6 protein-coding genes are annotated in these 13,088 nt (G+C 66.3%); 2 read left to right on the top strand and 4 right to left on the bottom strand.

Annotation, left to right across the window (positions count from 1 at the left end):
- Positions 1-46: 46 nt before the first annotated feature.
- Positions 47-3,220: a TonB-dependent receptor gene (locus tag M8312_RS09710; RefSeq protein WP_250117501.1), complete on the top strand. Its 3,174-nt coding sequence runs from the start codon at positions 47-49 to the stop codon at positions 3,218-3,220.
- Positions 3,221-3,280: 60 nt separating this feature from the next.
- Here the strand turns inward: M8312_RS09710 and M8312_RS09705 are convergent, their stop codons facing one another.
- Positions 3,281-5,917, bottom strand: a complete 2,637-nt coding sequence (locus tag M8312_RS09705) for a [protein-PII] uridylyltransferase (RefSeq protein WP_250117500.1) — start codon at positions 5,915-5,917, stop codon at positions 3,281-3,283.
- Between the two features lie 2 nt (positions 5,918-5,919).
- The gene (gene mutS / locus M8312_RS09700; RefSeq protein WP_250117499.1) at positions 5,920-8,517 is read right to left on the bottom strand and encodes a DNA mismatch repair protein MutS; all 2,598 of its coding nucleotides are present in this window, start codon (positions 8,515-8,517) and stop codon (positions 5,920-5,922) included.
- 40 nt (positions 8,518-8,557) lie between these two features.
- Between mutS and M8312_RS09695 the strand changes: the two genes are divergently transcribed.
- Positions 8,558-10,828 (top strand): NADP-dependent malic enzyme, encoded by a 2,271-nt coding sequence (locus M8312_RS09695; RefSeq protein WP_250117498.1) that lies wholly within the window; start codon positions 8,558-8,560, stop codon positions 10,826-10,828.
- Here the strand turns inward: M8312_RS09695 and M8312_RS14440 are convergent.
- Both M8312_RS14440 and M8312_RS09690 read right to left on the bottom strand, forming a co-directional pair.
- Positions 10,825-10,956, bottom strand: coding sequence for a hypothetical protein (locus tag M8312_RS14440; RefSeq protein ID WP_284070175.1), 132 nt, complete (start codon positions 10,954-10,956; stop codon positions 10,825-10,827). The genes M8312_RS09695 and M8312_RS14440 overlap by 4 nt on opposite strands.
- 37 nt (positions 10,957-10,993) lie before the next feature.
- Complete coding sequence (locus M8312_RS09690) at positions 10,994-13,087, bottom strand: RelA/SpoT family protein (protein ID WP_250119763.1); 2,094 nt, start codon at positions 13,085-13,087, stop codon at positions 10,994-10,996.
- Position 13,088 lies beyond the last annotated feature (1 nt).

Here is a 13,088-nt window from a genome sequence, read left to right as displayed (position 1 = left end):
TGCTTTAGCTCTCCTCCCAACAGACGTGTTCACAGGGGAGTTTTTCATGCGCAAGTCGATGTGGCTGTTGTCGGGCGGCCTGGTGGCCCTGGCGACGCCGGCGATTGCCCAGCAATCCAACACCAATCCGCAGGGCGCGACCGCGACCGAGGGCGCGACGACCAGCGCCGCGGCCGTGTCGAACACGCAGGCTCCGCCCAAGACGACCGACGCCGACGCGGGAACCAGCACGAACACCGGAGACATCGTGGTCACGGCGACTCGCCGTAACGAAGCGCTCTCGGACATTCCGCTGGCGGTCAGCGCCGTGACTGGCGCCCAGTTGCAGAACACCGGCGCCAACGACATCCGTCAGCTGAACCAGGTTTCTCCGTCGCTGCTGGTCTCGTCGACCTCGTCCGAAGCGGGCGCGGCGGTGGCTCGTATCCGCGGCATCGGCACCGTCGGCGACAATCCGGGCCTTGAAAGCTCGGTCGGTGTGTTCATCGACGGCGTCTATCGCTCGCGCACCGGCACCGGCCTTACCGAGCTTGGACCGATCGACCGCATCGAGGTGCTGCGTGGACCGCAGGGCACGCTGTTCGGCCGCAACACGTCGGCCGGCCTGATCTCCATTATCACCGCGAAGCCCAGCTTCACGCCCAGCGCCTATGGCGAGGTGACGGTTGGCAACTACAGCTTGCGCCGCCTCGAGGCCGGGGTGAACGCCCCGCTGTCCGAAACACTCGCCGCGCGTCTCGACGGAGTTTATCTCAAGCGCGACGGCTTTCTTCATGACGTCGTGTCTGATCGCCGGATCAACAACCGCGACCGTTGGCTGCTGCGCGGGCAATTGCTGTTCAAGCCGAGCGACGATTTCAGCTTCCGCCTGATCGGCGACTATTCGAAGCGCAAGGAAGAATGCTGCGGCGCGGTGTTCCTGCCGGCGAGCGACAGCGTCTACACCGGCGGCGCGATTCAGACCCAGCCATCGACCATCGCCGCGATTGAGCGCGGGCTTGGCGGCATCATCCTCGATCGGCCCTATGATCGCCAGGTCGCGATTACTCCGGGCCGCGACTACAAGTCGAACGTCAAGGATTACGGTATTTCCGGGGAGGCGGTATGGGACCTCGGCGCCGCCGAGCTGACCTCGATCACCGCCTACCGCTACAACAACTACATTCGCGGCCAGGACGCCGATTTCAACAATCTCGACATCCTCTATCGCGCGAGTGACGGCGGTTCGTACAACAAGTTCAAGACCTTCAGCCAGGAACTGCGGCTTCAGGGCTCGACCTGGAACAATCGCCTCGACTGGCTGGTCGGTGGCTATTACGCGAACGAGAAGCTGCAGGTCCGCGACAACCTTGCTTATGGCGCGGACTATTCGCGTTATGCCAACTGCCTGGTCGCGCTGAACTTCCAGCAGGCGACCGGCGCGCCCGTCGTGTCGACCGCTGCGCCGACCTGTTTCTCGAATGCAGTCTCGACTGGCCTGCGCAGCGCCCTTGTTGCGCAGTACAACGCGGCGCTTGCGGCCGGAAACCTGGCTGCGGCGCAGTCGCTTGGCGGGACCATCACCACGCTCGGTGCTTTCGCGGGCCTCAACAACACGGCGCTGGCGACAGGCCTGCCGTCGGCCAACTTCGGCGCCGCGCCGTTCGGCCTGTCGGGCTATTCCAACTTGGCCCTCGCTTCCGGCGCGCCCGGGCGGACGCTGAACGGTGTGGCGCTCAACGATCTCTACAACCAGACCAGCAACAACTTCGCCATCTTCACGCACAACATCTTCACCATCGCGCCGGGCCTCAAGCTGACCGCGGGCCTGCGCTACACGCGGGAGAAGAAGACCCTCGACGTCGACCTGCGCGACGCCGGCGGCGGTCTCGCGACCAACCTGTGCGCCTTCTACTCGGGCAGCGCGCTCGGTTCTCTGCAGCAGCTCCCGTGCGTCATCCCCAGCCTGCCGGGTGGCCAGTACGTGGGAAGCGACTCGCGCACCGAGAAGAAGTTCTCCGGTACCGCGGTGCTCAGCTACAAGCCGACCGAGAGCCTGCTGACCTACATCAGCTACTCGCGCGGCTATAAGGCTGGCGGCTACAACCTCGATCGCTCGGCCTTGTCGCGCTACATCACGCTGAACAGCTCGGGCGTGCCGGTTGCCGGTGCGGTGTGTCCATTCAGCGGCACGGTTCCGGCCGCCTGCACCCCCGGTACGCAGGGCCGCACGGGTCTCGCCAGCCTGCAGCAGCTGCGCTTCAAGCCCGAGATCAACGACGCGTTCGAACTCGGGGCCAAGTACAATGGCCGCGGGGTTGATATCAACGTCGCCGTATTCAACCAGCAGTTCCGCGACTTCCAGTTGAACACCTTCAACGGCGTCAACTTCTTCGTGGAGAACATCAATCGCTGCGGCGACAGCCTGAACGGGGCTGACACCGACAATGCGCAGGTGACACCGACCGGTGCCTGCACCGGCGGCGGCATCAAGTCCGGCGTGCGCAGCCGTGGTGTCGAATTCGAGGCCTTCACCCGGCCGATCCGCGACGTGAACGTCAACTTCGGCGCGACCTATGCCGACACCAAGTATCGGTCGGACCTCGTCGGCGCCGATGGCCGTCCGCTGTCCCCGGCGCTGTTCCAGCTGCCCGGTCGGCGCCTGTCCAACAGCTCGCTGTGGACGCTGAGCGGCAGCATCGCCTGGACCCCTCGCCTGACCGACAGCGGCATTCGCGCGCTGTTCTATGTCGACGCCCGTCACCAGACGACGTTCAACACCGGCTCCGACCTCGACCTCGAGAAGCTGCAGTCGCCCTACACGCAGGTGAACGCTCGCGTCGGCATCCGCGGTCCTGGCAATGCCTGGGCGGTCGAGCTTTGGGCGCAAAACCTGACGAAGGAAAACTTCAAGCAGGTCGCGTTCGACGCCACGCTGCAGGGCAGCTGCACCATTCGGGGGGCGCAGGCAGGCTTCTGTTCGCCGATTCCGAACCGGGCCACGCAGTTGTACGGCGCCTTTCTGGCCGAGCCGCGGACCTACGGCCTGACCGTTCGGTTCAAGTGGCAGCCCGGTCCGCGTCCGGCGCCGGTGCCTGTGGCGGAGCCCGCTCCGCCGCCGCCTCCGCGGCCGCCCGCTACCCAGACCTGTCCCGACGGATCGGTGATCCTGGCGACCGACGCCTGCCCGGCGCCGCCCCCGCCACCCCCGCCGCCGCCGCCGGCTCCCGAGCGCGGCTGAGCCGGGAAAGTTACAGGAGGAGGAGGGGCCTCGCCGGGAAACCGGCGGGGCCTTTTCTTGTCAGGAGGTGGGCGGTGCCGGCTGCTCGCTGGCGGCGGCCAAAAGCGCGGCGCGCAACTTCTGACCTGCCTCAGGCGCAAGCTTCCGCCCTTCGGTGTCGGTCAGGTAGAAGACGTCCACCGCGCGCTCCCCGTAGGTGGCGATGTGGGCGCTGTGCACGACCAGACCTTGTTCAAGGATGGTGCGGGCAAAGGTGGCAAGCAGGCCGGGCCGATCAGCCGCGTTGATTTCCACCACCGTTGTGCGTCGAGACGCCTTCTCGGCGATCGTCACCGACGGTGCGATGGCGAAGGCGCGCGAAGGCTGGGGCAACGGGACGTCGGGCGGTAGGGTCGTCGCAAGCGCTTCCTGGACGTGTTTGATGAGGCGCTGGCGGTGCCGCTTGTCCCCGTAGGGTTTTCCACGCGCGTCCTGGACCAGCAAATTGTCCAGCGCCATGCCATCGCGGGTGGTGTGGATGCGCGCGTCGACGACGCTCGCGCCGGCGGACGCCAGCCCCGCCGTGATTCGATAGAAGAGGCCGGGCCGATCGGCGGCGAACACGGTGACCCGCGTCGCACCATCCTCCTGCCCATCCGCGGTGACACTCGGCGCCTCATCGCCGATCCTGGCCCCGGCAGCCGCCATCTGCAGCGCATTGGACAGCAGGGCATCATCGGGCTCGGCGAGCCAGTAACTGTCGGGCAGCCGGCTGGCATGCGCGCGCGCCGCCTTGGCGGTCCAATCGAGCCGCTGGCGAAGGGCCTCCTGCCGAGCAGCAACTGCTTCCGCCCGGCCCTGCTGTTTATGACCGAGGCGTAGCCGTTCTTCCGCCGCTTCGTACAATGTCCGGATCAGCCGCCGTTTCCACTCGGTCCAGATGCCGGGGCCGACCGCGCGGATGTCCACGACCGTCAGGATCAGCAGCAAGCGCAGCCGCTCGGGACTTTGCACCACCGCCACGAAATCATCGATCGTCTTTGGATCGGCCAGGTCACGCTTGAAGGCAGTGTGGCTGAGCAGGAGGTGGTGGCGAACGAGCCATGAGACGGTCTCGGTTTCGGCCGGATCAAGCCCGAAGCGCGGTCCCAGGCGCAGCGCCACCTCGGCTCCAAGCACGCTGTGGTCGCCCTTCCTGCCCTTCGCAATGTCGTGGAGCAGGGTGGCGACATAAAGCGTCCGGCGGCTGCCGAGCTGGCGAAACATGGCCGCCGCGAGCGGATGATCGTCGCTCAAGTCGCCCCGCTCGATCGCTGCCAGCAGGCCAATCGCCCGAATGGTGTGTTCGTCGACGGTGAAGTGGTGATATTTGTCGAACTGCATCTGCGCCACGACCCGTCCAAAGTCGGGCACGAACCGGCCGAATACTCCAGCTTCGTTCATCCAGCGCAGGACGACCTCCGGCCGCTGACGGTCTGCCAGCACGTCAAGAAACAAAGCGTTCGCGCGGGGCTCGTCACGGACCTGGTCGACCAAGCGAGCATCTCGAGCCGCGGCACGCATGGCTCTGGGGTGGATTTCCAGGCCTTCACGTGCCGCGAGCGCAAACATTTCGATCAGGCGAATGGGCTGTTCAGCCAGGAAGTTGTCGCCCGCGATGGACAGCCGCCCCCGGTCCATGACGAAGCCGTTGAGGCGCCGCGGACGGCGAAGGAACGTCGGCAGCGCGAACCGCCGGCCCTTGCGCCCCATCTGCTCATCCAGCTGCGCGAGGAATACGCCTGTCAGGTCGCCGACGATCTTCGCCTGGAGGAAGTAGAACTGCATGAAGCGCTCCACCGCCTGCTTGCCGGGCCGGTCGGTGTAGCGGAGCGCGTCGGCCAGCTCGCGCTGCAGGTCGAAAGACAAGCGCTCCTCGGCACGGCCGCTTAGGAGGTGAAGCTGGCAGCGGACCGACCAGAAAAAGCGCTCGGCCCGGTCGAAACGGTGATATTCAGCGCGGGTGAGCAGCCCGGCCTCGATCAGCTCGGCTGGCGTGCGGACGCCGTGAATATATTTGCCGATCCAATAGAGGGTTTGAAGGTCGCGAAGGCCGCCCTTGCCATTCTTGACGTTCGGCTCGACCACATAGCGGCTGTCACCCATCTTGAGATGGCGCTCGTCGCGTTCGGCCAGCTTAGCAGTGACGAACTCGGCGGCGGTGCCGGCAACCACCTCCTTGGTGAAGCGGGACTGCGCCTCCTCGAATAGCAGGCCATCGCCACCAAGGAAGCGTGATTCGAGCATCGCCGTGCGGACGGTCATGTCGCTTTTAGCCAGAGCGATGAGCTCGGGTACGGTGCGGATCGCCTGGCCGACCTTCAGCTTGAGGTCCCACAGCTGGTACAACGTCGACTCGATCACCTGCTCGCACCAGGGCGCGCGTGGGTGCGGGGTCAGGAACATCAGGTCGACGTCGCTGAACGGGGCCATCTCGCCGCGTCCGTAGCCGCCAAGGGCGATAAGGCTGACCCGCTCGGCAGCAGTCGGGTTGGGCGATGGATAGCGCCGCTGGGCTTCCTCGAAAGCGGCGAGCACCAGCCGGTCGGTCAGCGCCGCATAGGCCGACGCATGGGCGCGGCCTGCGCTCGGCTCGGCTGCCACCGCTTTGGCGATGAGCGCACGGCCGTCGGCGAGCATGGCGGCAAGCGGCGCGTCGAGGGTCGAGGCCGCCGCCATTCTTATCGCCCGTCCGCGAGGCTTTTCAGGCGGTACAGCGCCTCGAGCGCCTCGCGCGGTGACAAGGCGTCGGGGTTGAGGGCGTGGAGAGCCTCGGTGAGGGGGTCGGCCTCGGGCTCCTGGGTCTGGGCGGCGGCGGCGAACAGCGGCAGGTCATCAAGGCCGGCGGCGATCCCGCCCGTTGCGTCCCGGCCGGCTTCCAGCTTGGCCAGCACCGCCTTCGCTCGGCTGACGACGACCGGCGGCAGCCCCGCCAGCCGCGCAACGGCGATGCCGTAACTGCGATCGGCAGGCCCCTCGGCCACTTCGTGCAACAGGACGAGGTCGCCCTTCCACTCACGGGCGCGGACGTGGTGCAGGGACAGCGAATCCAGCCGATCCGCAAGCCGCGTCAACTCGTGATAATGGGTGGCGAACAGGGTACGGGCGCGGACCTCATCGTGCATCGCCTCGACGACCGCCCACGCGATGGCGAGACCGTCGTAAGTGGAGGTGCCGCGGCCAATCTCGTCGAGAATGACCAGGCTGTTCTTGGTGGCCTGCGCGAGAATGGCGGCAGTTTCCACCATCTCGACCATGAAGGTCGAGCGGCCGCGCGCCAGGTTGTCCGAAGCTCCGACGCGGCTGAACAGGCGATCAACCAGGCCGATCTTGGCACGTGTCGCAGGCACGAAGCTGCCGGCCTGCGCAAGGAGGGCGATCAGCGCGACTTGGCGAAGAAAGGTCGATTTGCCGCCCATGTTGGGACCGGTGATCAGCCACAAGCGGTCATTGGGGCCGAGCCCGACATCGTTGGCGATGAAGCGTTCACCCGCCTTGCCAAGAGCTGCTTCGACAACAGGGTGGCGCCCGGCTTCGATCTCCAGGCAGGGTTGCTCGACGATCGCCGGCCGGCACCAGCCACCTTCGGCGGCCCGTTCCGCGAGCCCGGCGGAAACGTCGATGCGGGCGATCGCGTCAGCAGTGTCGGCGATTCGGGAGGCTTGCGCGACGGCCAAAGCGGTGAGTTCTTCGAGGTGCGCCTGCTCTGCGGCGAGCGCGTGTGCCCCCGCCTCAACCACCTTGCTCGCCTCCACATGCAGGTCGGGCGAGTTGAAGCGGACGACGCCGGCCAGCGTCTGGCGGTGGGTAAAGCCACTGTCGGGTGCGAGCAGCCGGTCGGCGTGCCGCACGGCGACCTCCACATGATAGCCGAGCACGGCGTTGTGGCGGATCTTGAGCGCGGAAAGGCCCGTGGACTCCCGGTAACGTGCTTCGAGTGCGGCGATGGCCTGCCGGCCGTCGCTGCTGGCAGCTCGCAAGGAGTCGAGTTCCAGGTCGAACCCGGGCGCGATGAAGCCACCCTTGGCGGCGTCGAGCGGAGGCGAATCGACCAGTGCGGCGGCAAGCCGATCCGTCAGCGCCTGGTGCCCGCCAAGCCGAGGCAGGAGGCTGGCGAGGAGTGATGGAACGTCAGGCTCGCCCCGAAGCGCTTCACCCAGGGCCGCCGAGGCGGCGAGGCCGTCGCGCAGCAGCGCAAGATCACGTGGCGAGCCCCGGCCTGCGACCAGCCGCCCCAGCGCCCGGCCAATGTCGGGCATGGCCCGCAGGGCTTCGCGTATGCGCTGACGGCGCAGCGCGTCTTCATGCAGCCAGGCAACAAGTGTCAGCCGCGCCTCGATCCCCGGACGATCGAGCAGCGGCGCCGACAGGTCGTGGCCGAGCAAGCGGCGCCCGGCGGCAGTGACGCACCGGTCGACCTCGGCGAACAGCGATCCGGCGACCTGGCCTTCCGCCGTGCGGCAAATTTCCAAGCTGGTGCGGGTCGCGGCGTCAATTGCCATGAGCTGCAGTCGGGCGATCCGGCGCGGCGCCGACAGAAAGGCGGTGGCGCTGCGCTGGGTCGCGTCCAGATAGGCAAGCAGGCCGCCCGCCGCCGCCAGCTCCGCTCGTCCGAGTTCGCCGAACCCGTCCAGGCTCGCCACACCGAACCGGGCCTTGAGCGAGCGCTCGCCCGCCATGCTGTCGAAGCCACCCTTGCCCAGCGTGCACTTGAGGCCGGCCACCTGGTCGTCGGCGATCGTCTCGGCCGGTGACAGCCGTGCCAACTCGGCCGCCACGTCGCCGGGTCCGCAGGCGATGAGCTCGAACCGGCCCGTCGATATGTCCGCCGCGGCGATGCCCCACTCGTCCCCTGCGCGTGCTACCGCCGCCAGCCAATTGGCCGAGCCGCTGTCGAGCAACGTTTCTTCCGTCAGGGTGCCCGGCGTGACCAACCGGACGATGGCCCGCTCGACCAGCGCCTTCGAACCCCGCGCCTTTCGCGCTTCAGCCGGGCTCTCGGTCTGCTCGGCAATGGCGACACGATGACCAGCCTTGATCAGGCGGGCGAGGTAGCCCTCGGCCGAGTGAACCGGGACGCCGCACATCGGCACCGGTTCACCTGCGTCCGCGCCGCGTTTCGTGAGCGCGATGTCGAGGGTCGCCGCCGCTTTCTTCGCATCGTCGAAGAACAATTCGAAGAAGTCGCCCATCCGGTAGAACAGCAGCGCGTCACCGGCCTCGGCCTTGAGGCGGTGATATTGCTGCATCATGGGGGTGGGGTCGTCCGACCGTGCCATGGGGGTGACGTTAGTTGGACAGGGGTGTAACCGCCACCCCATGTCCGACAGCAATGTGAAGTTCTCCGAAGCCGAGGCGCTGCATTTCCACTCGCGCGGCCGGCCGGGGAAGATCGAGATCATCGCCTCGAAGCCGATGGCCACCCAGCGCGACTTGAGCCTGGCTTATTCGCCCGGCGTCGCGGTCCCGGTGCGAGCCATCGCGGAGGATCCCGCAACCGCCTACGATTATACCGCCAAGGGCAATTTGGTCGCGGTCATTTCGAACGGGACCGCCATTCTCGGCCTCGGCAACCTTGGAGCGCTGGCGTCCAAGCCGGTGATGGAGGGCAAGGCGGTTCTGTTCAAACGCTTCGCCGACGTGGACGCCATCGACATCGAACTCGATACCGAAGACGCCCAGCGTTTCATCGACGCTGTGTCGCTGATGGAGCCGAGCTTCGGCGGCATCAACCTGGAGGATATCGCGGCACCTGACTGCTTCGTCATCGAGCAGACACTGCGCGAGCGGATGGGCATTCCGGTCTTCCATGACGACCAGCACGGCACCGCGATCATCACGGCGGCAGGACTCATCAACGCCTGCCTGCTGACGGGACGCAACCTTAACGACATCCGCGTGGTGGTGAACGGCGCAGGCGCAGCGGCGATCGCCTGTACCGAACTCATCAAGGCAATGGGCGTGCGCGGCGATCATGTCATCATGTGCGACCGCACGGGCGTCATCCACACAGGCCGGGATGACCTAGACCAGTGGAAGAGCGCGCATGCGGTCGAAACCGACCGGCGCACGCTGAAGGAAGCGCTGGTCGGGGCCGACGTGTTCCTCGGCCTGTCGGCCGCGGGCGCGCTCAAGCCCGACATGGTTCTGGAAATGACGCCGCGGCCCATCATCTTCGCCATGGCCAACCCCGATCCGGAGATCACTCCACCGGAGGCGAAGGCCGCGCGCCCCGACGCGATCATCGCCACCGGCCGCTCGGATTATCCGAACCAGGTCAACAATGTGCTGGGCTTCCCCTTCATCTTCCGTGGCGCGCTCGACGTGCGGGCGCGGGCCATCAACGACGAGATGAAGATCGCTGCAGCCCAGGCCTTGGCCGAACTGGCGCGTGAGCCGGTGCCTGATGAGGTCGCGGCAGCTTATGGCGGGAAGTCGCAGAGGTTCGGCGCTGACTACATCATCCCCGCGCCATTCGACCCGCGGCTGATGGAGATCGTCCCGGCGGCCGTTGCAGAAGCGGCGATGCGCTCGGGCGTGGCGCAGAGGCCGATCGAGAACATGGCAGCCTACCGTCAGCAGCTGCGCTCCCGCCTCAACCCGACGGTCAGCGTGCTCAGCCTCGCCTACGAAGCGGCCAAGGCCAATCCCAAGCGCGTGCTGTTTGCCGAGGGCGAGGAGAAGAATGTCCTGCGCGCGGCCATTGCCTTCAAGGAAGGGGGGCTTGGCACCCCGGTGCTGGTCGGCCGCGATGAGGTTTATGACAACCTCAAGGAGCTCGGGGTCGAGGACCCGTCGGGCTATGAGGTCCTGAACAGCCGCAACTCGCCGCTGGTCGGGCGAGCGGTAGACCATCTCTACCAGCGGCTGCAGCGCAAGGGTTATCTCCGGCGCGAGATCGAGCGGATGGTCAATCAGGACCGTAACTACTTTGCCGCCGCGATGCTCGAACTGGGCGAGGCGGACGCGATGATCACCGGCACAACGCGGCCGTTCAGCCAAAGCCTGAAGCAGGTGCAGACAGTGCTGGACGACGACGGCCACGCTCCGTTCGGGATCAACATCATCGTCGGGCAGAACCAGACAGTACTGATCGCCGACACCGCGGTTACCGAGCGGCCCACGGCGGAAGAGCTGGCGAGCATCGCCGAGCGGTCGGCAGCCTTCGCGCGCCGCATGGGGCAGGAGCCTCGCGTGGCCTTCGTCAGCTACACAACGTTCGGCAATCCGCCAGGCGCCTATGTCGGCAGTCTGCGCGAGGCCGTGGCACTGCTCGACACGCGTACGGTCGGCTTCGAATATGAAGGCGAGATGAGCCCAGAGGTGGCACTCAACCACGACATGCAGCGGCGCTTCTATCCGTTCAGCCGACTATCCGGACCAGCCAACATCCTGATCATGCCGGGCCTGCAGTCCGCCAGCCTCAGTGCCAAGCTGCTGCGTGCGCTCGGCGGGGAAAATGTGCTCGGGCCGTTCCTGGTCGGCATGAAGCTGCCCGTGCAGATCGCTCCCATGACGGCGAGCGCCACCGATCTGGTGACACTGGCGGTGCTCGCATCGGGTGGGGTCGAGGCGGCGCGGGGGCGCTAGAGCAGCGTGTACATGTAGGCGAATACGCTCACGAATAGGCCCGCGAGCCCGGCATAGAACCCAATGCCACGCTCCTGCTGAAGAAGCTCGATCACTCGGGCGGCGATGTGGGTGGCATCAGGTTCCATGCCGTGCGCTCTTGAAGCGCAAAAATCTAAGAAGTGATTAGAGCCGTTCGGCGCTCGAAACGGCGTCCGAGCCGCGCAGCGCGGCCAGGATCGCATGAAGGTGCGCCAGGTCGTCCACTTCGACATCCAGGTCGAACGTGTGGAAGCTGCCGTCTCGGTGGACCTGCTGCAGGTTGACGATGTTGGCGTCCTTGGCCCCAAGAATGCCAGCCATGGCGCCCAGTGCCCCGGCCTGATCTCGAAGGATGATCCGCAGCCGGGCGGTCGCTCCGTCCGACCCGTCGCCCCAGGCAAGATCGAGCCAGTCGGCGTCGACCCCGGTCGCCAGGCTGTCGCATCCGATCGCGTGCACTTCGATGCCCTCGTCCTCGCGGCGAAGACCGACGATGCGGTCGCCCGGGATTGGGTGGCAGCAGGGCGCCAAATGGAAGGCCACTCCGGGGGTCAGGCCCTTGATGGAGATGGCCTTGCGCTGCGCCGAGCGGCGGGGCGCAGTGACATCGCCGCCGGTGGACCCTGGCATAAGCGCTTCCATCAGCGCCTCATCGCCGACCCGCTTGCGGGCGATCGCGATCATCAGCGCGTCCTCGTCCTCCTGCTTCAGTTTCTTGAGCGCACGCGGTAGCGCCTCCTTGGGCAGCGGCACCGAGAGCCGGGCGACGATCTCATCGTATATCTTGCGGCCCAGCTCGACCGTTTCATCCCGCTCCTTGTGGCGGACGAAGCGGCGAACGGCCGACCGCGCCTTGCCCGTCGCAACGAAGCGCAGCCAGCTCGGCTGCGGGTGCTGGGCGTCGCTGGTCAGGATCTCAACCTGGTCGCCATTCTCGAGCAGGGTACGAAGCGGAACCACCCGCCCATTGACCTTGGCTCCGACGGTCTGGTCTCCAAGTTTGGTGTGGACGGCAAAGGCGAAGTCGACCGGGGTCGCGCCCTTGGGCAACTGAATGAGCTCGCCCTTTGGGGTGAAGGCGAAGATCCGATCCTGGTACATCGCCATCCGGGTGTGCTCGAGCAGCTCCTCGGGGCTATCGGCGTGGTCAAGGATCTCGACCAGATCGTCGATCCAGGGCACTCGGATGTCGGCCGACGGGCGGCCTTCCTTGTAGGCCCAGTGAGCAGCCAGACCCTTTTCCGCCTGCAAATGCATCTCGCGGGTGCGGATCTGAACTTCGATCCGCATCTTGCTGTCGTGGATGACGGAGCTGTGCAGAGAGCGATATCCGTTCCGCTTTGGCGTCGAGATGAAGTCCTTGAACCTGCCCGGCACCATCGGCCAGCGGCGGTGGATCAGGCCAAGCGCCCGATAACAGTCCTCGACGCTGTCGACGATGACGCGGAACGCCATGACATCGGACAATTGCTCGAAGCTGATGTGCCGCTCGGCCATCTTCTTCCAGATGGAGTAGGGGTGCTTCTCGCGGCCGGTAACCTCGGCGGTGAGGCCATTGTCGGCGAGGTGCAGCTGCAGGCCCAAGCCGATACGGCCAATCACGTCGCCACCTTCGGCATGGAGTTGGGCCAGCCGGCGGGTAATCGACGCGTAGGCGTCCGGCTCCAGTTGCCGGAAGGCCAGCGTCTGCATCTCGTTCATGATCTCGTACATGCCGATCCGCTCGGCGAGCGGGGCATAGATATCCATCGTCTCACGGGCGATTCGCCGGCGCTTGTCCTCCGACTTGATGTGGTGGAGGGTGCGCATGTTGTGCAGCCGGTCGGCGAGCTTGACCAGCAGCACACGGATATCATCGGACAGGGCGAGCAGGAACTTGCGGAGGTTCTCGGCCGCGCGTTCGTTCTCGGACTGCGCTTCGATCTTGGACAATTTGGTCACGCCGTCGACCAGCCGCGCGACATTGCCGCCGAACAATCGTTCGATTTCCTCGGTGGTCGCGACCGTGTCTTCAATCGTGTCGTGGAGAATGCCGGTGACGATGGTCTCGTCGTCCAGCTTCAGGTCCGTAAGGATGCCCGCCACTTCAATCGGATGGCTGAAGTAGGGATCGCCCGAGGCGCGCGTCTGCGCGCCGTGCGCCTTCATTGAGAAGACGTAGGCGCGGTTGATCAGCCCTTCATCGGCGTCGGGATCATAGGCGCGAACCCGTTCAACCAGCTCATATTGGCGAAGCACA

Origin of the sequence: Sphingomonas sp. KRR8 (assembly GCF_023559245.1) — a bacterium.
Lineage (GTDB): Bacteria > Pseudomonadota > Alphaproteobacteria > Sphingomonadales > Sphingomonadaceae > Sphingomicrobium.
The sequence above is the reverse complement of the archived record's forward strand: the minus strand, read 5'-3'. Positions and strand labels throughout refer to the sequence as shown.